This is a genomic window from Pseudomonas sp. EB271-G4-1 (assembly GCF_058791355.1).
The window spans coordinates 65,698-90,476 of sequence record NZ_JBYTEO010000005.1; the positions used below are offsets into that span (position 1 = coordinate 65,698).

A 24,779-nucleotide genomic window follows, 5' to 3' on the forward strand; every position below is an offset into this window, starting at 1 on the left:
GTCTCTATCAGGTGTTGAAGGTGATCGCGGGGGCGAAATTGAGCTGGGAGCGGGTGCTGCTCCAGGTGTCATAGGCAGCAGCGCGCAGGAAGCACGTTTGCCCGGTAGCCAGGCCTGTGATCTGGCCAGTACGCGAGGCTCCCTGATAGCCCACGCTTCCGGTGATTGTTGGTTCGAAGTCCGCGGTCAGGGAGTACACGTACATATACCCTGCTGCATCTGCAGCCACGCTGGCGGTACAACTGACGTTTGCGGTTGTACCGCTGACTGTCGCAGCGGTACCTGTAACGGCAGGTGGTGCGCTGTTGGTGACCAGCAACGCCGCCACTGGCGCGCTGCCGGCGGCATTGCGCTCGACGACTTCGAGGCGGTAGCTGCGCACCAGTGCGCCGTCTACCAATGCATCGTCACGCTGGTAGGTAAAGGTCGTGCTGGTCGTAAACACCTCACGCAGCAAGGCATTGCTGCTGGCATTACGAATCCGCACCACATGTTCTTCAGCCCGAGCTCCGGGCGCCCAACTGACGGTGAAATACGGCGCCTCAAACGCGCCGACCAACTGCAGGTTCTGCGCGGCACCGGGTACGACCCGCGCCGGCGACAGCAGGACGCTGTAGGCAGCCACATCGGCCAGGTCCTCCAGCGCACGCCCGAACACATTGAACGACCGAAATTTGACCCAGACCGTCCTGCCGATTTGGTCTGGGGTGTAGCTGTACTTCCAGACCGCATCATCCAGACGAACGAAGGGGGCACCTGCCGGATGGCTGACTGCCGGCGAACTGAGCCGGCCGCGTCGCAAATACTGCAGGTTATAGGCACCGATACCGGTCAGCGTGGCGTCCCGATAACTGATCAGCTCACCGTCGACCCAACAGAGCGTCGCCCCTCTATCAGCTTCCGCAGTGGTGACCGCGGTCAGTTCGTCAGGCACGGACAACAACACGGATAAGGTGTTTGCCGTATCCGGATCACTCCCCGTAGCCAAAGTCGCCGTAAGCCGGCCCATGCGGGCACCGCCATAAATGGTCTCAGCCTTCCAGTAGCTGTCACCATCAGCACTGATCCAGAGTTCGCAACCTCCCCAGCTCTCACCGGCGCCGGTGACCGCGCCCCAGATCTGGTTGTCACCACCCAGCAACAAGCTCTCCGGTGGGTTGAACATGATGGGCGGCAGCACTGGCCCAGGCTCTGCGTTCTGATTGCCCTGGTAACCGGCCTTGCTTTGCACGGGATAGTTCGGTGCGCTGCCGACACCGAGCAAGGCATCCTCTGCGGTTACCGCAAGCTTGCCTTCATCGTCCTCCTCAACCGAGATCAGCCGGACCAGCCGCTGCTCTAGCTTCAGACCGGGCTCTGTTACGGTAACCAGATCCATCGGCTCCAGCAGCACGTGCTGCCACCCGAGGGAAAACTGGTACTCGTTGCGGATGTAAAGTTTGCGCTGCACCAGAAGCTGCGCCGCGTGCGCTCCAATGGCGACGTCACAGATCTCATACGCTTTCATGGTATCCATCGGCCTCGAGCCAAACTGCTCGATCGCCGCCTGATCCACACCACGCACCACATCGGTATTGTATTCATGTGCTCGATCCAGGATCTCCAGCGAGACTTCGTTGTAGCTGTCGGCCTGGCTCTTGATCTTGAGCTGAACGGGGGGTTCGCCCTCTTCGGCGAGAAAGTCGTCATCGGTCAAATGCGCAACTGGCGTCGTGTCCGGGTACCAGGTGACACCGTTTCCGGTCACCACCTGATCCCCAAAGGGAACCACCTTCAGCTTGCCAGCCGACCAGAATATTTCACTGTTGGTCAGCAGCAGCCAACGCGCGATCGCTTCGCTTGCGGGGGCCTGCTCATCGAGCACCGGACTTAGCAACAGATTTTCCGCCAGGCAGTAATCACGGTAGCTGCTCAGATCCCCAATCCAGCTGGGGTCGAAACCGATCCCATCCAACGGATCCAGAAGCAAGCCGGGCAGGAACGCGCCGGGGTTGGCATCAGGTAGACCCGGTACCTGATAGGGTCCGTCGACCTCGAAGGTATGATTTTGTACGCCGGCACTATCATTGAGGCGGTACCGCGGGGCGTACACGTACGCTGTGTCTGAATAAGCGATCGCCTCGGCAGGATGCTTGGTTGAAAGAAATCCCCATACATCCTGATCCGAAGTGCCTCGCTTAAAACTCAACCCGACCTGCGACAGCGCGGACTTCGCAACGCCCTCCACCGTCTTTTCAGCGAACACTTCTTTATCACGGAAGATTCGGTGAACGGCCCCTAATCGACCCCGGCCGATGGCTAGAATCAACGCGGCATAATAGGTGTAGGTGGTGTCTTTCTGCGTTGCGCCACCCCCACCCTTGCCACCGGACTTGGTCTTTTTGGTTTTGGCGACCGACTCGAAATCGGTGTAGTAAATCAGGTTGGGGCTGATGCGATTGCGTCCAGCGATCCACGCGATCGGCTTGCCACTGGCGCTGCTCTGGACCTGCAACGCATTGATCCGCGTTGCGCTGTTGGAGATGGTGCTACTGCTGCCTCCCATCATTCACCCCGTAATTGTTCAATGTGTAATAGCGAACCGGGCGGCTGGCCAAGTGCTCTTCGCGCATGTCGGCTAACTCGACACCGATGTCCCGGTAGGCATGGATGACCTGGTGCTCATTGACCACAATTGCCCCGTGGCTGAAGGTTCGGCCAAACTGCCAAACCGCCACATCACCGGCTTGCGGTGTTTCGATCTGCTGCCCGTACAACTCCAGCCAGTGCAGGTATCGCTCTTCGCTACGATGCAGATGCCAGTCCTGGGCATAAGCCCCTGGGTCGATCATCGGCATCAGCCCCGCAACGAAGTACACCTCGATCAACAGCCAGGCGCAGTCCACACCGATGCCCATCAGGTGCTGGCGATGTTGATACGGTGTGTTGAGCCAACGACGGGCCTCGGCGATGACGATCTCGCGCTGCTGAGTTTCCAGCGCGTTCATACCGAAGTCTCCGCCACGGGAATGAACGGCATCCCCCGGTACCGTGCCCGGTTGTCGAACTTGTTAGTGCAAGCTTCCAACGTGCGCGCACAGCCCGGATAAATCAGAAATTGGTCGCCGGCCTGTGGTTCGGCTGGCAGCCCAAGAATCAAGGTGACGACGCCATCACCAGTGAAGCGTCGCACCGTGCGGGCCACGCCGGCATTGCCACCGTTTACAAATCGGATTACACCCTGGTCAAACCAACCCTGATCGGCGTCGACGTTGCTCTGCAGGCGCAGCGCCGTGCTGCCCGGTCGTACGACCCCAGCGGTTTCAAACAACACCCGATTGACGCCGCAATCACTGCTGTAAACGGTGCGCAGGCAGGACGGCTGATACACCCCTTTCGGCACCTTGGTGTCGAGCAGCTCCATGGGAGACTTGACCGCCACCGTGGCCTGCTGTCGATCAGCAGGATCAACCTCGGCGACACGCCCGATAAAACGTGTAACGGCGCCGATCACTGGTGTATGCCAGTCACGCATAAACGCGCGGGCCAACTTCAGTGAAGCGCCATCAAACCCGCCACCGGCAATGAACGGCAGCACCGACTCGCCGAGCACCGTGTCTTCCAGTCCGGCCGAGAACGTGACACTCAAGGTATTGACCTCAATGCCACGGACGGCCCGCACGCCCGAGCGTTTAATCAGCGGGCCACTGGCTGAGTAGTTCTGACCGCCGTAGTAAATTTGCACACCGGCATCGGTGTAGCGCAGCACCTGCCCGCTGGCCAAGGTGATGGTGTACAGATCAGCCATGACAAAACTGCGCGCCGTAGCCAAAAATTCCTTTAACGCGGGAGACGCATCGATCATGGTTTGATACTCGTAAAGGCGATGTTTTTCATTTCCCAAATCATCCGAAATGGTTGAGCGCTATCCAGCGAATCCCCATCAAACGCACAGCGAAAGAAGAACGCCCCACTCCAGACCAGCGAAGCACCACCCGGGGGCGGAACATCGAAGGTGACACGCCCGATTTCATCGACGGTGAACGCAGTAATGGGGATGCCACTCATCCGAAGAGCATCGATATTGACGATGCCGTAAACCGGCTCCACCCAGCTGCCAATGGCGCGGGTCAGCTGAAAAGTGGTGGTCGAGCCATCCCCGGTACCGAAACGGTGATTCGTCACCAGGTGATCGGAACGGTCGAAATACAAGAACTCGCCAAACTGACCTTTACGCCGGTTGAAGAAGTCCATGAGCCGCGAGTATTCATCCAGACCTGGACGCTTGCGCACCGCGTTGTAGCTGATCTGAAAAGACCAAAGCGGTGCCGAGTAATAGGCCGTCGTCCGGCGGCGCCCGCTGACGGACTTCTGCACCCCGGTGCTCCATTCGGGTGCTTTTTTAGAGAGCAAGGTCTGCCCCGGCATGCGCGGCAACACCCCTTCGGCCATCACGCCTCGATCCGGATAGCCGGCGATCCAGCGCGGCGGCCAGATAGGACCTAACGCCATAATTCCTCCTCACGCTTTGATGGCGCCGTTGCGCCGCAGTTTTTGCATCTCCTCGGCAAACACCCGGGCGTTGCGCCGGATATCCGCTGGGGTGAGCCGGCCACTGTGATCGTTGTAGTGATAAACACCGCCACCACCGAGCTGCCCTTCACCACTCGCCGCCTGGCGAATGACGTTGGCGTACTGTTTGGGCAGTACCATTTCTTGTTCGTGAAGCTGGGTCAGGGGGTTGGTACCGGCGGGAATGTCATAGCCGCCCTCAGCGGAGGCGACGTTCTTCACCATCCCGAAGACGAACGCACCGGCGGCAACAGCCGCTGCCACACCCAACGCTGGGCCAATGATGGGGATCGCCGACATGGCCGCAAACGCACCAGCCATGGCCTGCCAGGCGCTGGCCATGATGTTCTTGATGCTGGCCGCGCCCCAGATCGCCACGGACATGGCAGCGCCGCCCGCCTCGGCCGCGGTGCGCACCCCAACACCGGCAACCGTTGCACCGGTTTTGGCTGTCTCACCGAACATCCAGGCCATCAACGGGGCGGTGACCATGTTCTCGATAAACGCACTACCGATGCTGCCAAAAATCCCGTTGAGCAAGCCCTGGGTGGACATGGTGCCGGTCAAGATGCCATTCAGTCCGCTGGTCCAGCTGGAGCGCACGCTGCCGACCATTCCGGTCCAATTGCTCTGGGACTCCATCGTTTGCTGACGGCCAATGACCGCCATGCTGTTGCGATGGGTTTGCTCGAGCGCGAGGATCTGTTGTTGCACCTGCTGCAGGGCCACCGGATTGCGATCCGGATCCTGCTCCAGCAACTGTTTGCGCTGCGCCAAGGCGGCCGCTTCGATCGCGTAGCGCTGTTGCTCAAACTCGGCCTGCGACTGCAGCAATTGTCCCTGGGTGATCAGGTTGGCTTGCAGATCCAGTTGTGCCATTTGCTCAGCGTGCGAAATGTCCGTGAGCCGAGCCTGCTGATCAGCCGCCAACTGTTGCTGCTTCATGTTGGTGATCTGCTGTTGCTTTTCACGCTCGATCGCAACCACTTCAGAGGCCGCCTGGCGATACTCTTCGCTGTCCTGGCCGTACAACTGCCGGCTGCGATCCAGCACCTGCTGGGCGATCTGCAGGCGGGCGTCCATGTTGTTGCGGTACATCTGGGCCTGGGCCTGCAGATCTGCAAACGCTGAACCTTCGTCCTGCTTGCGCAAACTGGTCAGCGCACCCAGGTAGTTGCGCTGGACACTCAACCGTTCGGCCGCACTGAGGTCGGTGCGCTGCAGCACCGCCTGCCAATAGTCGACTTCCTTCTGCAGCGCGAACTGCTGGAACGCCCCCTGCTCGGCTTGCTGTTGGGTGTGTGCCACTTTCTGCGCGTCCAGCACTTCAGCCCACTGGCTGACCCGCGACTTTGAAGTGCCGCCGTCCGCTGTCGGCGTGTCCGTCTTGGCCGGTGGCGGGGTGTTGCCCTGCTCCAGCGCCTTACGATGCTCAATGGCTGCCGCGTAAGCCGTTTCTAGCTTCGTTAGACGCATCACCTCCAGGCCATAGGCCGTCGGGCGTTGCTGCGCCTGTTGCTGGGTTGAAAGTCGGGTATCGCCGGTGGCCGCCATCTCGGCGACCTTTTGCCGTTGCTCTTCGATTCGGGCCAAACGCGTCTTCATGCCGGCGTCGACTGTTTCGATCTTGTCGGAAGTCAGCTGCATGGCTTCCAATAACAACCGCTCTTCCTGCAGCGAACCTTCCAGCTGCGCCTTACCGCCACCGCCGCGGGAACCTTTGTTATCCAGATTCGCCAACATGGCCTCAAGGCGTTTGACGTTGCCAGCGACTTCATCAACGGTGACGCCGGTCCCGGTCAGGCCCTTCAATAAGCCATTGAACCAGCTCGCTGTTTCGGCCAGGCGCTTGTTCAGGCTGATGAACGCAGGCTCAAGAATCGTACCGAGGGTGACCTTGAGTTCGTTGCTCTTGGTGTCCAGCTCAGCCTGACTGCCCGTCAACCCTTGCGAGGCTTTGGTGGCGTTGCCGACTTGCGCTTCGGTTTCCTTGAGAATACCGGTGTACTCGGCCTGAATCTTTTGTGAGTCGCTGAGTTTGTCGCGGGTGGTGCCGATGCTTTTGGCGTACTCCTCCCACATTTTTGCCACGTTTTTGGTCACCCCCGCATTGTCGACCAACGCGGAGTTTTCGTTCTTGAGGCCCTCGGTTGCGCCTACAACGGCCTCAGACATACCGAGGTTGGCCTGTCGGTTAAAGGCAGCAGCGTCCTTCAAACGGTTGATCACCAACACCGCATGATCAATGTTGTAACCCCGACTCAAAAGGTTCTGCAGGGACTTAGCCGCATCACTAACACTGATCAAACCATCGGCGGACAGCTTCTGCGCCTCCTCCATTGCCCGACCAATGCCTACACCCGCATGGTTGGCCACCGCCTCGAGGCCACGGTACGCAGACTGCTGTTCAAGCAGTGCCGCCTTACTGTCGCTGACGAAATCCTTGATCGCAACGGCGGAAAATACGGCAGCCATCGAAGCACCCAAGGCCAGCAGGTCGCCTTTGATTTTGGCCCCGACAAAGCCGAAGGCATCATTGGCGGCCGCACCCAATCGACTGATCTGGGTTTGGCTGCCCACCATGTCGGTGTTGATCGCCCGGAGTTCGCGATTGAAGGTGCTTCGTGCATCGCGCATGTTGCGCTCGATGCTTTCTACTGCGCGGTCAAAACCCTGCGTGCCGGCAGTGAACTGGTAGGCAATGTTTCTTTCCATGCCGACACCTCAAAAAAGTGGGGGTAAGAAAAAGCCTCCGACGATGCGGAGGCTTTTCAGGTGTTGAATGCTGCTGCGACCTAACCGGTACTGCCTGGTCCGGAAAACGCATCCAAGGCGCCGCGTAAATGCTCTGGCAAATCGCCCCACAGATCCTTTGCCATCGCGGCGAGGTTCGTGGCCAGATCCGGCGCATCCGCCACCGGCAGATCCGGTTTGAAGCCGAGGTAACCGGCGGCCAGGACATGCAGCGGCGGATGTCGCTGCCAGTAATCCGTCATATGCCCCACCATCACCATGTCCCAATCACGCCGCAGCGTGACCGGGCTCTGGCCAGTGCTGGCAATCAAGTGCGCGTAGAGTTGGCCCCAGTCGAGGGGGCCGGAGCTTCCCCCGACTCGCTCACAGGTTGCGCCTCCATTCCTGACGCGCTCATGACGGCATCCAGCGCGCCACGCATGTTCTGTAGGTCGAGAAGGCTTGCCACTTCCGCACGATCCATGTCCGGATAATTGCGACGCAATGCGGCGTGCGTGGCATCAATAACGGTCGCAATGCTGTCCTTGTCCATGCTGCCGGACATGACGTTATTGATGCGGTCCAGCAGCTGCTCCAGGTCCCCCAACGACAGCGGCGGAATCACCAGTGTTTTGCCCGGGAACGGGAACGAAACACCCGGTACGTTGACAGCGGTCATTCGTTCGAACTCCAGTAGCAGACTTCACCGAATTCATCCTGGTAACCGGTGAACTCAAAGTCGGGGATGGTGTAATCGTCCTGCTTGGTCGAGATGCCGAGCTTGTTGCTGACGAAGTTGGGCACGCGCACGTAGATGGTTTTACCTTTGTATTTCAGGAACAACTCGCCTTGGAACACCGGCATGTCACCCATGGGCAGATTTTTGACCGACAGGCTTTTGCCCGTCGTCACGGTGTAGCGAAAATCAATGAACACTGGAACACCGACATCAGCGGTCGAAAAGGTGTATTTGCCGACAACCGAATCGAATACGTACTGGCCCGCTGCTGGAGCAGCCAGCACTCGTTGGAACGGGACCGAACCTGCGCCACGAACACCCAGGTCACCCGAAACAATGCCGCCGGCAGGAGGTGCAACAGTGATGGAGGCGCCCACCGGAACTGGCGTCGGGGTCGTTGAATGGCTCACCAGCACCTGGCCGGTACTGAGCGTCTGTCCAAAGACCAGTTGGTTCCACTGAAAGAGGCTGATCTGGGCCGACTTGGCCTTGCCCGACAACTTGCCCTGCCCGCGCGCCGCATCGATGGCGAACTGGTCACCCCCGAACAACTCCTTGGAGTCAAAGGACAGGTCAATAGACGCTTCCTGCATGATGCCGAGCAGGATCGGCGTCGGTGCGGCCAGCGAGTTGCCGAAGGCGTCCATCAGCGGGGTGGCATAAAACAGCCCGCTACCGAATGCAATTTGCATAGGAGGTATTCCTCAATAAATAGTGGGTCCCGACGACAGGTCGCCGGTGTTGCACAGATAGGTGAAGCGGTAGCGCACCATGCAGTTGCCCGCGGTGTTGTCGCCGTCGTCCTCGATCCAGTCGATGTAGAAACGCTGAATGCGGTCAGCCTCGGGAAAGGAGTCCTCCACCAGAAGGATCGCGTGCACGGCGACCTTGACCAAGTCCGCGACCTGATCCCAGGTCTCGCCCGTGGCGGTGTCCTCGCGAGCGAGAATTTCCACCGACAGCTCAAACTGGTTGCGGTCCACCGACTGGCTTTCGCGTTCGGTGGTTTCCAGGTTCGGGCGAATCACAATGGCCGGCGACATGTCCCGGGTAATCGCTTCCGTGCGACTGCGAAACACGCGGTCGCCGGCCAACGTACCGGCGGCAAGAATCAGCACCTTCGCCCGATCGACGATGCGCTCTTGAATGGAAGACATAGGGTTAGACCTTGGTGAGTGAAGCGAGACTGAACGCCCCGTCATCGATCATCAGCCGGTCGCGCACCCTGTAGGACACGCCACCCACGCTGATCAACTTGCCGTTGACGATGCCCAGGCGCTCCGCCTCGGCGGTGATGATCAGGATTTCGTAGTAGGTCGACTGACTGTTGATGCCGGCCATGGCACGGATCTCATCCGGCATATCCCGCACCGCCAGGAAGGGCTCGCCGTCAACCAGGCCACCCACATTGAAATCCTCAAGGAAGGCCGAAAGGTCCTCCTCAAACATCGGCGCCCACCTTGTCGATGCTGGCTTTTTTGGCCGATTCGCCGGGCTGAGTTTCGGTCAACTGGTTGCGGAAGCGTTGGGCCACGTCTTCAGGCAACTCAATCGTGCCCCCGACCCCGACTTCGGTGTTATCCGGCTTGCGGAATGATCCGCTAACCACCGTAAAGGACTTATTCGCCATTGCCGCCCCCTGCGTCCTTTTCGACCTTGGTGACCTTCTGAGCCAGCGCCTTGTCCGGCTCACCCGGGATGACAATCACCTCTCCCTTCTTGAACTGGACCGGGCTGATGATTTGGTAACGGCCTTTCTTGAGCTCCTGCAGGCAGTGCGCACGCGCACCGGCCTGAGCAGCCGTCAGGATCAGCTCGCCACCGAACAAGGTGATGTTCTGATCGACTGTGTATTTCGGCATTGTGATGTCCTCGAATGAGTTGCAAGCCCGAAGGCTTACACCAGTTGGTTCAGGACGGCGTACTGCCAGCGCCCGAAACCGACGTTGCGCCAGGTGTCGACGCCGTACTGGTGCGCGTCGTTGTCGAACTCGTACTCCGAGCCCTCAGCCTTGGCCTTCATCACCACGTCGGTTTCCTGCTGACGGATGAACGACTTCAGGCGCCCGTCGGTGCGGAAGGTCACAAACTTGTCGGTCCAGGCGTTCAGGCGGACGTTACCGATCACCCGCACGTTGACGTTGTCCGGCATGACGATCTCGCTGATGTTGGTACCGCGCGGTACGGTCAGCGCCGACTGGGCCACGCTCAGCAAACCGAAAGGCACCATCACCAGGAACTCGCGGGCCAGTTCGTTGATGGGCTCGCCTTGATCGTCCTTGAGGCTGGTCAGTTGGGTCACCGACCTGGCCACGGCCTGCTGAAACTCTTCAGGGCTCGGACGCGAGGGGGTTCCGTGCAGCGTGGCCGCCAGTTCACTGATGTCGGTGGTGATCTTGTTCGATTGCGGGCCGCTGTTGCCCTCTTCGTGGTCGGTATCGAAAAAGTACTGGCCGTCGTAGCAGATCTGGCTTTCGCCGTTCAGCACCAGGGCCGACAGCAGGCGAGCCCAGTGCGAGTTGGTGCGATCGGCCAGCTCACCGAGGCGAATGCGCAGCTGCCCGGTCTTGTCGCGGCGCAGCTCCTTGACCAGGACCTCGATCGTCGCTTCGTAGTGCAGGTTTTCAATTTCGAGGTCAGCGCTCACAAAGCCCTTGGCGTGGCGACCGCCGATCCACTCACGCAGCGTCGGTACCGCGCCAATCCACGGATACGTTTCCTTGGCCTGGTCGGAGTCAAAGAGGTTGGAGATCAGATCGATCCAGGTCGCCCCGGCGTTTTGTTCGAGCAGCTCGTAAAACGTGCCAATGACGGCACGGCTGGACAGTACTTCAGCACCCATGGGTGTATCTCCTGATGAAAGGGTTGATAAGCCGGCGTGTTACGCGACCGGGACGGCCTGCGCGGCGAACTTGACGATGCCCGCGCCAACGCTGACAAAGCGGTGCACATGGCCAATCCGGCTATTACTGGCTGCGATGAGGACAAACGTGCCGCTGTCAGTGGCGTACACGGCCTTGCCGATGTCGGTGATGGCCAGGGCAGCGACAGGCAGTTGCACCTTGCCCGCTTCACGCAAGCGAACGCGCGCCGCGCCGGCAGCCCCAGTGCGGTTGTCTACGCCGCGGTCAGCGAAGCCAACGAACAGATCACCAGCAGCCATCGGACGCGCAAGGCCATTCGCCGAATTGATGCCGACGGCCGAGCCTTCGAAGATCTGCACGCCGGAAGCGACAGCCAGATCATTGATGTCGCCCGTCTCGTAAGCGCGGGGAGTGTCGAGAGTAAGAGGCATGAGGATCTCCAAAGCCTAAAGGGTGGTGGGTGTGGTCCGGGTTACTTCTTCAGGACTTTGATCAGGCCCTTGTCTTCAGCTTTGCGGTACGCGTGGTACGCACCGAAGTCGCCGAACTCAGCCCGCAATTCCTTGTTGCCATCCCAGGTCGCCTTGGCTCGCTCCTCTAGCGGCGCCTCGGGATCTTCCTGATCAGCCGCGGCCGCCGGAGTGTCCGGTGCGGCTGCGGCAGGGACGGGCTTGGTCGCCGTGCTGCGGATATCCGCCAAAGCGGCAGTGCGCTTGGACTTTTCCGCGCTGATCACCTGGCTGGCGGCTTCCGCACCCGAGGTCTTGCCGTCGAACTTGAGGGAGGCGATCAACTCCTCATGCCCAGGAAGGCCGGCTGCCTCGACCGCCTGAATGCGCTCACACTCCGCTTTCGCACCGGCGGTGTGAGCGTCATGCTCCAGCGTCGCCAGCAGCTCGGCGTGGTTGGCCGCCAGGTAAGCGCGGTCAATGGATGGTTTATCGCCAGCGGTCGTACTTGGCTGGGTGGTGGTAGTACTCATAGAACGATCTCCAGAGTTGCTGCCGTTGAGTTCGGCAATCAAAGATTCAAGGGTGGATTCACGATCGGCCATGCCCAGTGCAACAGCATCTGAACCTATGCGCATGTCTCCCTGACCGAAGTCGGAAAGGACGGTATCGACGTCAACACCGCGATAATTCGCGACGTCCTCCACAAAGATGGTGGTCAAGCGATCGACATGGTTCTGAGCCAGTGCACGGCCCTGCTCGGTCGCAAAATCGGGGCGTTTGTTTGGGCTCTGGCTGCTGACGATCTCGACGCTGCCGTCATCCTTGTTCGTGCGCACCGAGAGCACGGTGCCGATCGAGCCGACCGCACCGGTGCGGCTCATGACGATTTCGTGGGCCGCAGCCGCCATCCAGTAACCTGCACTGGCGGCGTTGCCCGACACGTACGCGACCACCCGTTTCGGGGATGCCCGAATCATCTGGGCGAACTCGGCGATGCCGCTGGCCTGGCCGCCGGGCGTGTCCATCACCAGGATGATGCTGTCGGTGCGCGGGTCATCGACTGCCGCGGTGAACTCCTTGGCTAGGACATCCAGCGAAGTCGCGCCGGACATGGCGGTGAACAGGTTCGCATAGCGAAACACCGGGCCGGTGACTGGTACCAGCGCCACACTGCCGCGCTGAGTCACGTTGCGAGTGTTCTGCAGCGGACGCCCCTGCCGGGCCTCTACAGCCTCGGGGCCATCGTTTTCACGTCGGGCGATCGCCGCGATGGTGTGCAACATGTCCGGGGTGATCGCCCAGGGCTCGCGCGACACCAGGTCGAACGCCGTCACCCGATGCGCCGGGGGAGCGTCGGTTGGTTTATCGGTCATGGTCAGGTCCGTTCGGGTAGGTCGGGGTTTTGCGGCAGCTGGTCTTCAGGTTGAGAGGCCGGCGTGACAGACAGGCCGTCTTCCATTCGACGTTTCACTTCCAGCGCACGCTGTTCGTGGTTTTCTTCCCAATCGCTGCCGTCGTAGAGCATCGATTCCTTGGCCAGCGTGCTGACGCCAAGATCGACACGCGCCTTGGCCGCGTTGATGTCCTTAAGCGGATCCACCGTGCCAGGACCATCACCGACCCAAATCGACCCGCAGTAGGCATACCGCAGCAACGGATGGTCGAAAAAACCGGGAGCATCGATGTCGCCCTGGGCGACCGCCTCTTCCAGCCAGTGCTCGTACACCGGCTGACAGAAATCGTTGCCCAGAAAATCACGACAGCCACGGATGAACTGCCAGGCCTCCATCACGGCGGCACGCGCGGCGGTGTAACTGGCCGTGAAGTGCTTGATCAGCACTTCATACGGCAGCTCCAGGGCCATGCCGATCTGGCGCAACATCGCCAATACAAACGGATCGAACGCCAGGTTTGGTCGCCCGGGCGCCGCCGACTCTATCGATGCGCCGGGATCCAGCTCGGCGACAATGCCGCCGCTGAGCGTGCCGTCCCAGCCACCGGCCGCGCGATCTGCAGGACGATCACCGCCCACCGGCGTGTTGCCGGTCGCTGCGGAGGCCAACGGGCTGAGGTCTCCCCCCGGGCCGGGTTTGATGAACACCGCGAAGAACGCCGACACCACCGCGGCTTCCAGCTCTGCATCGGTGTAACGATCAAGTTGCTTGAGCTTCTCGATCACCGGTGCCAGGTACGGCACTCCGCGAGGCTGACCGACACGTTTGCGTCGATACAAATGCAGCAGCGCCCGACCACCCCGTTCATTGAAGAACGGTCGCTCATCCCACTTCCGCTCTCGCACACCCAGTGCACCCGGGTGGCTGCGCAGAATGTGAGCCTTGATCGGTTCCCCATCAGCATCACGTTCAATGCCGGCGGTCAGCGTTTCGGTATCGGCCTTGTTGTCCGGGTTACACACCCGATCGCCTTCGATCAGCTGGATACAGGCCGAGTAGTGCTGACCCGGGCGTTCTTTGTGGGTCAACAGCGGAAAGACATCACCACTACTGAGCACTGAACGCCAGGACAGGTCCTGCAAGCCATAAAAGTTCTGTTCGCGAGTGATGTCGCACGCCGTGGTTTCCGCCCACGACTTGAACAACGACTCGGTGTTGCGCTGCCAAGCACGCGCGGTGTCCTCATCCCAGCCGAGGATCTGCCGGTTGACCACCGACTTCAGCGCCAACCCGGTACCGACCGTTTTGGTTACCACCGTGTTGATCGCGCCGCCGCCGATGGGGTTGTTGCGCTCTAGGTCGCGGCAACGTTCCCGAAGCGTTGGCAGATCCGGCAGCAGATCCGAGGCTGCACTGCCAGCACCCGGATTCCAGGCACTGAGCGAGCGTTTGTTCTTCGAGGCGCCGCTGTATCCGCCCAGCGCCGTCACCGTCATCCGCGCATGCATGCGTTTCGCACCCTGCACGGGGTTCAACCAATTGATGGCCCGATCCAACAACGTCGGTTGGGGGGCTTTCGACCCGCGGCTCATAACGGCGTGATCCCGCGCAAGATAATGCCGCGAGGGCGACCGCTGGCCAGTCGATCCACCTGCAGCTGCCAGTAATCGATCATCTTGGTGATCTCCGCCGCGTCGGCGTAGTTCAGCTGGCGGGTGCCGATGCGGTAGCTCTGCTTCTGGCTGACCTTCATGCTTGCGTCGAGCCAGGCTTGAAGCTGGCTTTGCGCCTGTTCCAGGGTGATGGCCATAGATTAATTCCTGCGTTGAGAGAGCACGCGCATAGCAGTGCGGCGCCCAGAAACAACTCTCCCGCCAGAAGGCGGGAGCTCGTTGGGTTCAGCGGATGGTTTCGGTACCGGGTTATCCGGCGCCGGTGCGGGGTCTGAATCCGGCTTGATGTCGGGTTCCGGTGGTGGCGAATCAAACAAACCGCCTTGCCGGATCTGCGCATCCAGTGCAGCCCAATCGTGTTCATTGAGCAGGTGCGTTTTCAGCGAACGGGCCGCATGCAGCGCGTAGGTTTCGCAGTCCGTGGCTTCGTTTCGCTCGCCCGCCTTTTTCTGCCAGACCTTGCGATAGTGGTGCCGCCGGCTGGGGGCTTTCACTTCGGCGGTAATCTGCCGGAAGTAGTCCGGTCGCACGGTCTTGTAGAAGTGCATCCGACCAGGACCTTCGCCAGTCAACGGCAGCCGGCCTTCGATCCAAAGATCCTTGGCCCGCGACGTACCGACGATGTAAGGGCGTAGGCCGTACTTCGAGGCTTTTTGCTCCTTGTCGGTGTCCACACCCTGGCGAGGCGCACTGAAGATTTCTTTGCGTTCATCGTCCCGGCTGTTGCCCCGCTCGCTGGCCCCCTTGATCGCCATCACACCGCGTTGTTGATGCTTACGGCAAAACGCATAGGCCGCATCCTGGGTAACGGTGCCGTCCGAGGTGTCCAGCGAAACGGCCAAGACTTTCAGCTTGGCGCCGCAGGCATGAGTGATCGGCGAGAACAGCAGCTTTTCCAGATCCAGCCAAACGCCCTGCCCTGGCAACACCACTTCTCCGTAGATCTCACCCCAGTAGAGCAACCATGACTCCTCGCCACGGCCCCAGGCGCGAAGAACGACCGCCAGGCGATCGTGCTGCACGTCGACGCCCGCGGTGATCACCAGGCCACCCATGGGCACGAACATTTCCGGGTAATCCTCGGCCCGCTCCGCCAGCTTGTCGGCTTCGGGCAGATCCGATTTGTACTCATACGCTCGACCCTGTTTCTGGTTGACGAACTTGATCAGCAGCGACAGGTTGCCCATGGCTGCCTGGTGCTCGGCGTTGAGCTGCTCGCGCACGATGTTTGCCAAGCTCGTACCGGGCAGGCACGCATAAAGCTCGTTCAGTTCGATGAACCCGGCACGCCCAGCAAAAGGCTTGGTCGCTACCCAACCACAGAATGGATCACCCGCCTCCACGGCGTTGAACACCGTGTTGCGGATGTTCTCTTTACGCTGGTAGTCGTCCCAGATTTCCCCGCAATGCGGGCAGGCATATCCGGCGGTATCGGGATCCGCACGACCATAGATTTCGTGCGGCTCGACGCCTTCATTGATGTCCAGGTATTTGATATGGGCGAAGTCCAGCACATGAGCCTGGCCGCAGGCATGACAGACAATCGGCAGCACTCGGCAATCGGTCTGGGCCAAGCGCGCCTCGGTTTTGCTCGCGCCCTTGATCGCCGGGGTTCCACCTACCAGCATTTTCGAACCGGGATAACGCTTACCACGCTCTTCGAGCAGGGCGATCGCATCGCCCTGCCCCTTCACGTCGTCGCTGGTGTCATCAGGTTCTTCAACCACCGATAGTCCCACCGATGACGTCGACTTCACGTTGCCGGGGGAGTTCGAGGCGACCAACTTGAGAAAACCGCCGGGAAAACTCTTGTGGTCCCAGCGGTTGCCGGAGGATCGGCTGGTGTCGACCGGCATCAACCGATTGACCTCGCTGTTCGCCATCACGCCGTGCTTGAGCTTCTCGTCGTGGAAATTCTTCCCGTCCTTTTCCTTGGCAAACAAGATCATGATCGGCCGGGGCAGGAACTGGACAAACTTGAACAGATAACCGATCAGGAACCAGGTCCAGCCGATCTGCGCAGCTTTCATCAGGTCCACTTCGCTGACGCGCGGATCATCCAGCGCCGCGGCAACACCGAGAAAGTACGGCGTGTAGTGGAAGTCGTACAGGCCGTGCAGCACACCGCTTTCAGCGGGCAAGTAAAACTCCGTGCTCAAGTACTCCGCCGTGGGCACATCACGCGGCGGGTTGAATTTCCCCGCTGCTGCCAACAAGCTCTGCGCCAAGTTTTCGCGCGTAGCCTGCAATTCGTTCGGTTGTAGGTCCAGCAACTTTGGCCACCACAGATCGATCAACCGTGAGTTTCTGCACGTTCTCGATTTCCTGAATTAATCGTTCAACGCCGCCCAGGTACTCCCGGTTGGCAAAGGCCGACCAGTCGGACAGCACGCGCTCCGCTTCCATGCTGGGGATCAGCGACCGCAATTTCTCGTGATATAGCAGACGCCCGTTCGCCGCCTTTACCCGCCCTTCGTCAATCCGCACGGCGTTGAGTTCTTCTAACTGGCTGCCCCCACGCCCCGCCGCCTTGTTGCGCAGGTCGCGGATGTACGCGATCCGGATCTCGTCCAGGCTGGCCGCCTGCCAGTCACTGATGCTCAACCCCTTCAACACCTCGCGGGCATTGCGCTCGCTCATGTCCAGGTGATCGGCTATCTCGCGCTGTGTTGGCATGGTCATCTCCTAGGACTGGACAGGAAGCGGAACCCCCTATGTCGGGTTGAATCTGCAAAAAGATCGGGGTTCGAATTACCCCAATTCCGTCATCGCCCCAAAGGACCCATTGAAAAGAGGTGGAGATTTCCATTTCCGCACGATAAGCACCGAAGTCGCCGGCAATCGATGATCGTCTTTAGGTTTCGGGTGCCTCGAGAACCGAAACCGTCACGCCTTGCGAAACCCACGCCAGTTCGGATATACAACTACATTATTTTTCTAACTAGGACAGACAAAGACAACATGGATTTTATCGACCCAGCTTATGAAGCAATGGCACTGAGCGATCCAAATGCACAGAGCTTCCTAGATTTTATGGATGCTCAGTATGAGCTGATGAAAATAGCAGTGGCCAAAAACCCTCTGCCCATAGGCAACTGCTACTGGAATGTTGCCCGAGTCGTAAATGACCATGGAGGCTCGGTAGTACTTGGCTGGCTCATTAACATCTGGCCCGGAAGTCATATTGAAGCGATGCACCACGCAGTATATAAAAACATTAGCGGTCAGCTGGTTGATGTGACTGAAGGGTACTCAACTGTAGCGCCAGGGACGCCGGTTACGTTTTTACCTGACGATCGCCTTGCCGTTAACCTTGATAAATTACCCAACATTCCAGCACGTTTTTTTGCGTTGTCAGATAGGCCGCAGACAAAAAATTTCATCAATGCCTGCGAGCAGTTGCACTCCCTCGACACCCAGAACTCAGATTTTCTCTATGCTGCTGGCTACAGATGCGAAGCACAGTTCCGTAAAACTTACAGGCTGGCTCCCGAGCCGATTACAAACTTCACTGACAGTGACCTGATGGCCATAGGTACTTTAGCGAGGAGAACCCAAAACGCTAGAGAACAAATCGCGGACGCCATTACCGCTCTTAGGAGCGTCTCCTGAATTCACGTAACCACGTTATAGGGGAACATGGAAAGAGATATCAGCCCCTTTCCATTTCCCTGGCCAATGCCCGCCGAAACAGCGGTTCGAACTCGGCGGTAGCGACACGATCGGCCACACCATAGAAGTCGAAGCGACGACGATAGGTCGGACGCTTGACGAAGATCAGGATGGGGCGCGCACCGCTGCCGACGCGTTGCCAGATACCCAGCGGACCCGTGCCATTGCCTGGGCGACCAGCGAAGTAGTCAGGGGCATTGCGATTGCGCCGCTTGCTGCGCACCGTGCGGTTGGCCATGAAACCCGATACACGCTCGGCAGCACCAAGGGCAGACAGTATCTGCATGATCTGGCCGCGGCTGATGTTGCCACTGCCATCCATTCGGGCGCGCTGACCTGGCACCGCGTACATGTCCGCCGGCATCAGGCCGTAGTGAATCAGGGCCTTTTCAAATCGCTTGTGTGGACGACTGCCGCCGTCCATATGCACCGGCAGGTATTTCGAGGCGGCAACACCGGAGCTGGATTCATCCTTGACCCATACGCGAGAAAATAGCCTGGTGGGGCTGGCTCCGCGCTTGTAGATCGAGTTCAAGGTCCAGCGGGTTGGGCGATCAAACACGCGGACTATCTCGGCCGTCTCAGCTAATTGCACACGCTCAGCCGTGAAGGTCAATGCCTTGGCCGCAGCCATGGGCACCTTGTTACGGGCCAGCCCGCGCATATCTCGCACGACCTTGTCGATGTTATCGCGCATCTCAAGCCGCATCATGGCCCTTACTCGCGATCAATTGCTGGCGACTCATTGACGCCAAGGCGTTTGGCGGCCCAGCGTTCGTACAGGCCGATGGCAACATCGGCACCGGCCATCGCAGTCAGGCAACCCAGGCTGCCTGCAGTCCAGATCGTCATGCCCGCGCCGATCATCAGCATCATTGCCGACACACCGCATACGATGCAGGCACCGGAGCGAAGTGCCAGGCGCCGCAATAGCGCCCAGCCGCGCGCCCCATCCTTATCGGCTCGCCACATCTCTCCGGATACACCTCCAACGAGAGCCAGAACGATCACTAACCAGATCGGCATCTCTGCCAGCGCTTGCTGCTCATTTGTCATGTTGTGCCTCAAGTGAAGGAGTGTGCCGAGCACAAAAAAGAAAACCCCGCCGGGTGGCAGGGTTTCAATGTCATGATGTTAGCCAGGACGGAGTGCACAGCACGTGCTCGGGTCAGCGCCAAGGCGCAAAATTCATATCGTGGTGACTTTTTACCCCCTGAGTACGAAACCGAAAAGGGGTCATTTTCGGTTATCAGACTCGACGCAACTTTGACGCAACTTTGAGGAGACTTTGAGGCAAAACGCCCCGACCAGCGGTAAGCCACTTACGGGCGTCAGCTCGTTCGGCCAGCACTTCCAGCAACCGCTCATGCAGACGGTGCACCTGGTCGTAGTAAGTCTGTTTCGCTCTAGACTCCATCCCCAGCAGATGCAACTGCATCAGCCAAGTCGGCGCCGGATCATCGCCATAACGCAGGCTCGCCAACCGCATCAGCCGATCACCCTGCTCACCCTGACGCCCGATCTCCGACAGGGCAGCGGCGATATCCTGCGCAACTGCATCAGGCCCAGCTCCAGCGCCAAGGAGGACTCGGGATCCAGGCGTGCCGCGTGGTGCGCAGCCACCCCACTCCATGATCGTTGCCATCGGACTGCCCATGCCGCCGCTTTCGCCATTGAGCCGAAGTTGATCGCCCCAGTGCTTCAGCAGTACTTCCATTGCCTGGATCATTGCCCTTCTCCCCCGAAAAACGAACCCGACACAAAAAACACCCAACCCGACACAACCCCAACACAAACAAAACCCTTTAAAATCAATAGCCCTAATCGTGTTGTGTTTAGTGTGTTGGGTTTGTTGGGTATTTCCGTCCTCGCATGAAGAAAATAATCAGCCATCAGAAACCGAACATCTAACGTCACGCATGCGCGCACGCGTAGCGAAACCCAACACACTCGACACAAAGCCCGCAAACCGCCGAAAAATAAGGCTCCAATCTGTGTGGGGTATCTGAAATCAACCCAACACACACCCGACACACCCAACACACTTTTAGAGATAGTCATGCGGCAGCCGCCTTGATGTGGTCCCAACTGTCCACATGCCAGCCCGCAAGCTTCGCCTTTGCACGCCAGTTGTCGACCTGCTTGCCCAGCTCGGCCGCCTTCAGTGATGGGGGCGGGGAAGCGTCCTGATCGACGGGGAAGAAGAACGCGCCAAAACGACGGTTGCTGCCATCGGTCCAGGGAATCGCCCGCGTCTTATCGACCTCGGAACTGATGAACAGTGAGAACTTCGTCTGACTCATCACATGCTCTTTATTGCGCTGGCACCATTCGAGGAACAGCGAATAGAGGTCGGTCGAGAGACACGGCCCCCAAAGCCCCTGGCCCAACTCGCTGTACTTCCACAGATGCAAGAACGTCTGCCATCCGGCCCGACTCAAGGCCACCAATCGTTCGCGGGCATCCGTCGAGGGGGGGCGTGTCCGCTGGTTGAAGTCGCCCAGATCGACCGATAACAACCAGGCGTATAGCGCCGCGACTCCACCCTGCTCTAGTTCTCGTCCGATCGCCTTTTGCCGTTCGACCGGCAAGGTTTCCATAGGCCACATCACCAGCATCCGCCGGTCACTGTCACTGATCGGCCACGGCAAAATTTCGTTGCTCAGGAATACCGCGTTCATGTGGTTGGCTTCCTCCCAACCGTTGATGAACTTCGATTCCATTCGCACCGTTTTACCGGTGATCAGGTGCTTGATCTTGCCCACTTGGTTGTACCGCTGGTCACGGCTCACAACCTCTTCAAACACTGACCACAACTTGCGGCTTTGCCAGGCGTTGAAGTTGCTCTCCAACTGTGTCTGGCCGACCGTGGCCGCGTACTGGCCATACAGCATGCCCAGTGCATCGGCGAATAGCAGGCTTTTGCCCGAGCCTTCCATGATCGAGTGCATCAGTACCGCGGTGTCCATCTTGGCGCCCAGGTGTTGCAACGGGTACGCCAACCAGCGAACCAGCCATTGGGCCGCCGCTTCATCGTGGTTGCACAAAAACGAAATCAGCCAACGCAGATTGGCGCAAGCTTCATCATCCCTGACAGGTTCCAGCGGCAGGCCATCAAAGGTATTGATGTACACCGCAGGGTCCTTGCTCATGGTCGGATCAAACACTATGTGTTCGACATCCACGGTGCGCCGCTCACTGCTGTTGAGCCACAGCGGATAAGTGTCACCCAGCGCCATCTTCACGGCGCCTTCGGCAATACGCCGCTTCTTTTCCCGATCCCAGACATCCTTGGTGCCATCGATGTACACATACCGATCAGTCGGCGGCATACCGAGCGCGCCGCCCTTCTTACCCGCCATGCGTCGCGCTTGCTCAATGTCGCGGACGTGTTCATCAGCAATCAACCGTTTGCCCATGTCGTCTAGCCACGCCTTGGCCAGCGGCTTGCCCACGCGCGCTTCAAATGCGGCCTTCTTCATCACCCGCGACTGATCGCAGTCCCACACTTGCGTGGTGCCCTCGACCAGCGCAAAACGACGAAGTAAATGGTCGAGCGTCAGTGCCTCCCCCGCCCCCCCGTCAGGAGCCGGAGCAGCCTCGCCGATGGCGTCGTTCGCACAGCTCGGCTCGCTCACATCACCGGATGGGGTCGGGGGAAGATCCTGCGGATCAGGCCGCGATGAACGCTGCAGACCCAACATACGCGCAGCGTCCTTCACCGCTTTCGACTGATCGCCGTCGTGCTCGAGCAAACAGAACACCTCGAAGGCGTCGTTCTGATGCCCATTCGCGAGCGGATCGGCACCGTGGTGCGAGTAGACCTTGCCGTCAGCGATTGTCACACCTGGTAGACCGGTGCTGCTCTGCGGGTAAAGCCACTTGCTACCCCGCTTGATATAGCCGTGAGTGCGCAGTAGTTCCTCGATATCGTGGCAGCGGTTGAACTCGTCGATCACCGATGGCTGCTTACCCACCGTAGACGCTGAACGCTTAATGACTTTCGCCGGCGCCGTGGCTGGCTTGATGGCCCATGGGCAGGCTGCCTCGGCATCACGTTTGAAAAATTCCCAGCCTTGCCAGATGTTCAGCAGATCGACAGTCAGCGTCGGCAGGCCGTCGTTGGCGTTCGGTGGGGTTCTCCAAGTGTAAGGCTTGCCGGTACCCGGATGAATCGAAGGCGGAAACACGTCCTGTACCAGGCCAGCGCGAAGCTCGAACACCGTGAGGCGCTTGTACTTTTTAGCCTCAGCGCGGGCCAAGGCTTCCCCATCTACGTCACCCTGCTCCTTCGCCGCATTGGCTTTATCCATTAGGCCTTTGTGAATCGAACCGTCAGGGTCTTTTTCATTCGGCCAGGAAAGAGAGTGCCGGGTCAGCTCAATGCCTTCCGGCAATTTGAACACGACCCGGAAGCGCGCCGGGTTACCAACAATAGTCGGATACACCAACGCCATGGCATCCAGATCGACACCCAGCAGCTCAAACAACACGTGCCGCGTCCACTGAACGTCGTCGACGTCCAGCGAACAGACACGGCTCGGCCCGAGTACGACGCCTAGGTTGTGATTAGGGTTTCGTTGCCAGAATGCTTCAGCGGTGGCGGCATCAGTGATGTAACCGCCCGGTTTGTTCCACCCCATGCCCTTCGGGGTTTTTTCACCTGGTTCAATGGATACCAAGGCGAAGTTGAAAGTATCGATGTAGCGTTTTGCCCATGTGGCGATGGCTATTCCTTTTGCCGGCTCACTCATCGCCGAACCTCCCGCAACCCTTGGCAGTCGACACAGGTTTGGCAACCTGCAATCGTCTGCTGTCGAAGTATCGGAATGGCTTCGTCGCAATCCACACAGAACTGCGCACTGACGCGGTTTGATGGTGCAAGGCGACGGCGCTGAAGAGCAACGTCGAGCAAGTACTGCGCCTGATCGTTGGCGCGATCGATTTCGTCAGCCATGGACACGATCCTCCATTGCCTGACGAGCGCCTGCCATGATGCCGAGAACTTCGCGGATCACATCCATGCCCTGCTTTTCAAGATCGAGAACTTCGTGAAGCTCCCATACGTTGTCGGCAGCACCATCGTGCATGGCAGCCACGAACTCGCCGGTTTCGCCAAGCAACTTACCGACGGCCTTCAGGGCATCCCGCGTTGCCGGTACTGGCACCGGGCGATACCAGACAGCGCCGGCCGGGCGCATCAGCGCATCAAGTAAGCGCGAATCGCCAGTGAGCCTGATCAACTCTTCAAGCTCATCAGGGTTCAGCCAACGGCGCTCTTCATCGAGCTTGAGTTTCTTTTGAAGAGTGTCGTTGTCCAACACCATGTCAAAGGCAAGGGCGGTGATTCCGCCTTTGTAATCACGACCAGCGCGATAGATCGCCTGTCGCAATGGAAGGACCGGACCAGCGTCCGGCAAAAGATCTGTGCGACTCATAACCGTAAATCCCCTATTTACGGTGTAGCCATAGACCAGGGCAGACCCTATCCTAAGACCACGACCGATGTGCATGTGCTGTGTGTCGTCGTAGCTGAGCTGGGGGATCTTTGGTGAGAGGCCCCAGCTCGGCACCTTTTAAGCTCCTTTGGAGCCGCGCAAATAAGCCCAGTCGATATCTGCACGAAGCTGTTCGCAGGTGACTGAACCCGCAGACTCTCGCTCGATGCCTACCGCCAAAGCGGCGCTGGCCCTGCGATTGCCGTAAGCGACCTGTTTCAACTGGCCTACTGACGTACCGCATCGGCCCGCGAATGCATCCAGCGATGCCTTATCAAGACTTTTCAAATACTCGTGCAAGGTCATACACACCTCCTTCTGAGCGCCGAGATTAGCAATTGCTAATGCATTGAGCAATAGCAAACCGTAATTTACTGTTTGCTAACGGAAGGCGATGATTGGCAAATGGATATAAAGAAAATGCGAATTCAAGTTTTGCGCGACTTGATGGGTGAAAGAACCCAGAAAGAGTTCGCCGAGCATTACAACCTGGATGCCTCGTACCTTTCCCAGCTACTCAATGGGCATAGATCGTTGGGCGAAAAAGCGGCCGCGAATCTTGAAGCGAAAATCGGCCTTGCTGAGGGAACCCTCACTACGCCATCTGTCTCGATGCGCGCCTCCGCAACCGGAACGCTGCCACCATCTGAGAATCAGTCAGTCGACAGCAATGCTTATTACCTCGGCCCTATCGACGTCTGGGACGACGATACCCCCTTGGATGATGACGAGGTTTACGTGCCTTTCCTTAAGGAAGTTGAATTGTCCGCGGGAAGCGGCCGGACTGCGGTTCATCAGTCCCACAAGCAAAAACTTCGATTCGGAAAGATGACGCTTCGGCGGCAAAACGTTCAGGCGAATGAGGCCGTATGCGTAACAGTTAACGGCAACAGCATGGAGCCTGTACTGCCACACGGCAGCACGGTCGGTGTTGATCAGGGCTGTACAGCCATTACAGATGGAAAAATGTACGCGCTGAATCACGGTGGTCAGCTAAGAGTTAAGACGCTATACCGCCTACCTGGCGGGGGCTTGAGAATGCGCAGCTACAATCGTGAAGAGCATCCCGACGAAGAGTACAGCGCGACTGACCTCATCAAAAACGAGATCATCGTGATCGGTAAGGTCTTCTGGTATTCCGTGTTGCTGTAGGACCTCAAGCATCAAAGAACCCGCCAAGTGCGGGTTTTTTTTTGCTAATCG

General features: G+C 59.1%; 28 protein-coding genes. 2 read left to right on the forward strand and 26 right to left on the reverse strand.

All coding sequences use genetic code 11. The features are described 5' to 3' along the window. Positions 1–7 precede the first annotated feature (7 nt). From AC3WWR_RS04110 to AC3WWR_RS04200, 19 genes are all read right to left on the reverse strand, one after another. Entirely contained in the window at positions 8–2,545 is a 2,538-nt protein-coding gene (locus tag AC3WWR_RS04110; protein WP_492598490.1) for a phage tail protein, read from the reverse strand. Continuing rightward, complete coding sequence (locus AC3WWR_RS04115; RefSeq protein ID WP_492598491.1) at positions 2,529–2,987, reverse strand: NlpC/P60 family protein; 459 nt, start codon at positions 2,985–2,987, stop codon at positions 2,529–2,531. The genes AC3WWR_RS04110 and AC3WWR_RS04115 overlap by 17 nt, the downstream gene beginning before the upstream one ends. Continuing rightward, entirely contained in the window at positions 2,984–3,844 is an 861-nt protein-coding gene (locus AC3WWR_RS04120) for a phage/gene transfer agent baseplate hub protein (RefSeq protein WP_492598492.1), read from the reverse strand. The genes AC3WWR_RS04115 and AC3WWR_RS04120 overlap by 4 nt, the downstream gene beginning before the upstream one ends. Continuing rightward, on the reverse strand, positions 3,841–4,491 hold the full coding sequence (locus AC3WWR_RS04125; RefSeq protein WP_492598493.1) for a DUF2460 domain-containing protein: 651 nt from the start codon (positions 4,489–4,491) through the stop codon (positions 3,841–3,843). Before AC3WWR_RS04125 ends, AC3WWR_RS04120 begins: the two co-directional genes overlap by 4 nt. Before the next feature lie 9 nt (positions 4,492–4,500). After that, positions 4,501–7,266, reverse strand: a complete 2,766-nt coding sequence (locus AC3WWR_RS04130; RefSeq protein ID WP_492598494.1) for a hypothetical protein — start codon at positions 7,264–7,266, stop codon at positions 4,501–4,503. A gap of 80 nt (positions 7,267–7,346) precedes the next feature. Then, positions 7,347–7,547 (reverse strand): hypothetical protein, encoded by a 201-nt coding sequence (locus tag AC3WWR_RS04135; RefSeq protein ID WP_492598495.1) that lies wholly within the window; start codon positions 7,545–7,547, stop codon positions 7,347–7,349. 65 nt (positions 7,548–7,612) lie between these two features. Continuing rightward, on the reverse strand, positions 7,613–7,963 hold the full coding sequence (locus AC3WWR_RS04140) for a hypothetical protein (RefSeq protein ID WP_492598496.1): 351 nt from the start codon (positions 7,961–7,963) through the stop codon (positions 7,613–7,615). After that, positions 7,960–8,715 carry a hypothetical protein gene (locus AC3WWR_RS04145; protein WP_492598497.1) on the reverse strand — a complete coding sequence of 252 codons (756 nt, stop codon included), beginning with the start codon at positions 8,713–8,715 and terminating at the stop codon, positions 7,960–7,962. The genes AC3WWR_RS04140 and AC3WWR_RS04145 overlap by 4 nt, the downstream gene beginning before the upstream one ends. Before the next feature lie 12 nt (positions 8,716–8,727). Further along, positions 8,728–9,180 carry a hypothetical protein gene (locus AC3WWR_RS04150; RefSeq protein ID WP_492598498.1) on the reverse strand — a complete coding sequence of 151 codons (453 nt, stop codon included), beginning with the start codon at positions 9,178–9,180 and terminating at the stop codon, positions 8,728–8,730. Between the two features lie 4 nt (positions 9,181–9,184). After that, the gene (locus AC3WWR_RS04155; RefSeq protein WP_492598499.1) at positions 9,185–9,472 is read right to left on the reverse strand and encodes a hypothetical protein; all 288 of its coding nucleotides are present in this window, start codon (positions 9,470–9,472) and stop codon (positions 9,185–9,187) included. Beyond that, positions 9,465–9,653 (reverse strand): hypothetical protein, encoded by a 189-nt coding sequence (locus AC3WWR_RS04160; RefSeq protein ID WP_492598500.1) that lies wholly within the window; start codon positions 9,651–9,653, stop codon positions 9,465–9,467. Before AC3WWR_RS04160 ends, AC3WWR_RS04155 begins: the two co-directional genes overlap by 8 nt. Further along, positions 9,643–9,885, reverse strand: coding sequence for a hypothetical protein (locus tag AC3WWR_RS04165; protein ID WP_492598501.1), 243 nt, complete (start codon positions 9,883–9,885; stop codon positions 9,643–9,645). The genes AC3WWR_RS04160 and AC3WWR_RS04165 overlap by 11 nt, the downstream gene beginning before the upstream one ends. Positions 9,886–9,920: 35 nt before the next feature. Further along, positions 9,921–10,865, reverse strand: a complete 945-nt coding sequence (locus AC3WWR_RS04170) for a Mu-like prophage major head subunit gpT family protein (RefSeq protein ID WP_492598502.1) — start codon at positions 10,863–10,865, stop codon at positions 9,921–9,923. A gap of 39 nt (positions 10,866–10,904) precedes the next feature. Then, positions 10,905–11,318 (reverse strand): hypothetical protein, encoded by a 414-nt coding sequence (locus tag AC3WWR_RS04175; protein ID WP_492598503.1) that lies wholly within the window; start codon positions 11,316–11,318, stop codon positions 10,905–10,907. 41 nt (positions 11,319–11,359) lie between these two features. Further along, positions 11,360–12,712: a S49 family peptidase gene (locus AC3WWR_RS04180; protein ID WP_492598504.1), complete on the reverse strand. Its 1,353-nt coding sequence runs from the start codon at positions 12,710–12,712 to the stop codon at positions 11,360–11,362. A 2-nt stretch (positions 12,713–12,714) separates the two neighbouring features. After that, a complete protein-coding gene (locus AC3WWR_RS04185) occupies positions 12,715–14,325 on the reverse strand; it encodes a phage portal protein (protein WP_492598505.1) in 1,611 nt (536 codons plus the stop codon). Then, positions 14,322–14,543 (reverse strand): DUF6148 family protein, encoded by a 222-nt coding sequence (locus tag AC3WWR_RS04190; RefSeq protein WP_492598506.1) that lies wholly within the window; start codon positions 14,541–14,543, stop codon positions 14,322–14,324. Before AC3WWR_RS04190 ends, AC3WWR_RS04185 begins: the two co-directional genes overlap by 4 nt. Positions 14,544–14,546: 3 nt before the next feature. After that, a complete protein-coding gene (locus AC3WWR_RS04195) occupies positions 14,547–16,547 on the reverse strand; it encodes a phage terminase large subunit family protein (protein ID WP_492598507.1) in 2,001 nt (666 codons plus the stop codon). Positions 16,548–16,584: 37 nt separating this feature from the next. Continuing rightward, on the reverse strand, positions 16,585–17,082 hold the full coding sequence (locus AC3WWR_RS04200; protein ID WP_492598508.1) for a hypothetical protein: 498 nt from the start codon (positions 17,080–17,082) through the stop codon (positions 16,585–16,587). A 285-nt stretch (positions 17,083–17,367) separates the two neighbouring features. On the opposite strand from AC3WWR_RS04200, the gene AC3WWR_RS04205 reads away from it, so the two are divergent. Further along, positions 17,368–18,018: a hypothetical protein gene (locus AC3WWR_RS04205; protein WP_492598509.1), complete on the forward strand. Its 651-nt coding sequence runs from the start codon at positions 17,368–17,370 to the stop codon at positions 18,016–18,018. Between the two features lie 40 nt (positions 18,019–18,058). Here the strand turns inward: AC3WWR_RS04205 and AC3WWR_RS04210 are convergent, their stop codons facing one another. From AC3WWR_RS04210 to AC3WWR_RS04240, 7 genes are all read right to left on the reverse strand, one after another. Continuing rightward, entirely contained in the window at positions 18,059–18,790 is a 732-nt protein-coding gene (locus AC3WWR_RS04210) for a hypothetical protein (RefSeq protein WP_492598510.1), read from the reverse strand. A 5-nt stretch (positions 18,791–18,795) separates the two neighbouring features. Continuing rightward, positions 18,796–19,134 carry a phage holin family protein gene (locus AC3WWR_RS04215; protein WP_492598511.1) on the reverse strand — a complete coding sequence of 113 codons (339 nt, stop codon included), beginning with the start codon at positions 19,132–19,134 and terminating at the stop codon, positions 18,796–18,798. Positions 19,135–19,327: 193 nt separating this feature from the next. Continuing rightward, a complete protein-coding gene (locus AC3WWR_RS04220) occupies positions 19,328–19,807 on the reverse strand; it encodes a hypothetical protein (protein ID WP_492598512.1) in 480 nt (159 codons plus the stop codon). A gap of 328 nt (positions 19,808–20,135) precedes the next feature. After that, a complete protein-coding gene (locus tag AC3WWR_RS04225; protein WP_492598513.1) occupies positions 20,136–22,832 on the reverse strand; it encodes a bifunctional DNA primase/polymerase in 2,697 nt (898 codons plus the stop codon). Beyond that, positions 22,829–23,035: a TraR/DksA C4-type zinc finger protein gene (locus AC3WWR_RS04230; protein WP_492598514.1), complete on the reverse strand. Its 207-nt coding sequence runs from the start codon at positions 23,033–23,035 to the stop codon at positions 22,829–22,831. Before AC3WWR_RS04230 ends, AC3WWR_RS04225 begins: the two co-directional genes overlap by 4 nt. Continuing rightward, a complete protein-coding gene (locus AC3WWR_RS04235) occupies positions 23,028–23,516 on the reverse strand; it encodes a phage regulatory CII family protein (protein WP_414920556.1) in 489 nt (162 codons plus the stop codon). Before AC3WWR_RS04235 ends, AC3WWR_RS04230 begins: the two co-directional genes overlap by 8 nt. 138 nt (positions 23,517–23,654) lie before the next feature. Beyond that, a complete protein-coding gene (locus AC3WWR_RS04240; protein ID WP_008056019.1) occupies positions 23,655–23,882 on the reverse strand; it encodes a transcriptional regulator in 228 nt (75 codons plus the stop codon). 99 nt (positions 23,883–23,981) lie between these two features. Here AC3WWR_RS04240 and AC3WWR_RS04245 point away from each other — a divergent pair, with 99 nt between their 5' ends. Continuing rightward, the gene (locus AC3WWR_RS04245; protein WP_492598515.1) at positions 23,982–24,728 is read left to right on the forward strand and encodes a S24 family peptidase; all 747 of its coding nucleotides are present in this window, start codon (positions 23,982–23,984) and stop codon (positions 24,726–24,728) included. Positions 24,729–24,779: the final 51 nt, after the last annotated feature.

Excerpts from the sequence above, each read along its gene's own strand:
- AC3WWR_RS04135 (WP_492598495.1), bottom strand. The coding sequence starts at position 7,547 with ATGACGGATTACTGGCAGCGACATCCGCCGCTGCATGTCCTGGCCGCC.
- AC3WWR_RS04230 (WP_492598514.1), bottom strand. The coding sequence starts at position 23,035 with ATGGCTGACGAAATCGATCGCGCCAACGATCAGGCGCAGTACTTGCTC.
- AC3WWR_RS04200 (WP_492598508.1), bottom strand. The coding sequence starts at position 17,082 with ATGCCAACACAGCGCGAGATAGCCGATCACCTGGACATGAGCGAGCGC.
- AC3WWR_RS04140 (WP_492598496.1), bottom strand. The coding sequence starts at position 7,963 with ATGACCGCTGTCAACGTACCGGGTGTTTCGTTCCCGTTCCCGGGCAAA.
- AC3WWR_RS04110 (WP_492598490.1), bottom strand. The coding sequence starts at position 2,545 with ATGGGAGGCAGCAGTAGCACCATCTCCAACAGCGCAACGCGGATCAAT.
- AC3WWR_RS04185 (WP_492598505.1), bottom strand. The coding sequence starts at position 14,325 with ATGAGCCGCGGGTCGAAAGCCCCCCAACCGACGTTGTTGGATCGGGCC.
- AC3WWR_RS04205 (WP_492598509.1), top strand. The coding sequence starts at position 17,368 with ATGGATTTTATCGACCCAGCTTATGAAGCAATGGCACTGAGCGATCCA.
- AC3WWR_RS04160 (WP_492598500.1), bottom strand. The coding sequence starts at position 9,653 with ATGGCGAATAAGTCCTTTACGGTGGTTAGCGGATCATTCCGCAAGCCG.
- AC3WWR_RS04245 (WP_492598515.1), top strand. The coding sequence starts at position 23,982 with ATGGATATAAAGAAAATGCGAATTCAAGTTTTGCGCGACTTGATGGGT.
- AC3WWR_RS04130 (WP_492598494.1), bottom strand. The coding sequence starts at position 7,266 with ATGGAAAGAAACATTGCCTACCAGTTCACTGCCGGCACGCAGGGTTTT.
- AC3WWR_RS04125 (WP_492598493.1), bottom strand. The coding sequence starts at position 4,491 with ATGGCGTTAGGTCCTATCTGGCCGCCGCGCTGGATCGCCGGCTATCCG.
- AC3WWR_RS04225 (WP_492598513.1), bottom strand. The coding sequence starts at position 22,832 with ATGAGTGAGCCGGCAAAAGGAATAGCCATCGCCACATGGGCAAAACGC.
- AC3WWR_RS04170 (WP_492598502.1), bottom strand. The coding sequence starts at position 10,865 with ATGGGTGCTGAAGTACTGTCCAGCCGTGCCGTCATTGGCACGTTTTAC.
- AC3WWR_RS04240 (WP_008056019.1), bottom strand. The coding sequence starts at position 23,882 with ATGACCTTGCACGAGTATTTGAAAAGTCTTGATAAGGCATCGCTGGAT.
- AC3WWR_RS04145 (WP_492598497.1), bottom strand. The coding sequence starts at position 8,715 with ATGCAAATTGCATTCGGTAGCGGGCTGTTTTATGCCACCCCGCTGATG.
- AC3WWR_RS04155 (WP_492598499.1), bottom strand. The coding sequence starts at position 9,472 with ATGTTTGAGGAGGACCTTTCGGCCTTCCTTGAGGATTTCAATGTGGGT.
- AC3WWR_RS04180 (WP_492598504.1), bottom strand. The coding sequence starts at position 12,712 with ATGACCGATAAACCAACCGACGCTCCCCCGGCGCATCGGGTGACGGCG.
- AC3WWR_RS04175 (WP_492598503.1), bottom strand. The coding sequence starts at position 11,318 with ATGCCTCTTACTCTCGACACTCCCCGCGCTTACGAGACGGGCGACATC.
- AC3WWR_RS04120 (WP_492598492.1), bottom strand. The coding sequence starts at position 3,844 with ATGATCGATGCGTCTCCCGCGTTAAAGGAATTTTTGGCTACGGCGCGC.
- AC3WWR_RS04190 (WP_492598506.1), bottom strand. The coding sequence starts at position 14,543 with ATGGCCATCACCCTGGAACAGGCGCAAAGCCAGCTTCAAGCCTGGCTC.
- AC3WWR_RS04165 (WP_492598501.1), bottom strand. The coding sequence starts at position 9,885 with ATGCCGAAATACACAGTCGATCAGAACATCACCTTGTTCGGTGGCGAG.
- AC3WWR_RS04115 (WP_492598491.1), bottom strand. The coding sequence starts at position 2,987 with ATGAACGCGCTGGAAACTCAGCAGCGCGAGATCGTCATCGCCGAGGCC.
- AC3WWR_RS04210 (WP_492598510.1), bottom strand. The coding sequence starts at position 18,790 with ATGATGCGGCTTGAGATGCGCGATAACATCGACAAGGTCGTGCGAGAT.
- AC3WWR_RS04235 (WP_414920556.1), bottom strand. The coding sequence starts at position 23,516 with ATGAGTCGCACAGATCTTTTGCCGGACGCTGGTCCGGTCCTTCCATTG.
- AC3WWR_RS04215 (WP_492598511.1), bottom strand. The coding sequence starts at position 19,134 with ATGACAAATGAGCAGCAAGCGCTGGCAGAGATGCCGATCTGGTTAGTG.
- AC3WWR_RS04220 (WP_492598512.1), bottom strand. The coding sequence starts at position 19,807 with ATGATCCAGGCAATGGAAGTACTGCTGAAGCACTGGGGCGATCAACTT.
- AC3WWR_RS04150 (WP_492598498.1), bottom strand. The coding sequence starts at position 9,180 with ATGTCTTCCATTCAAGAGCGCATCGTCGATCGGGCGAAGGTGCTGATT.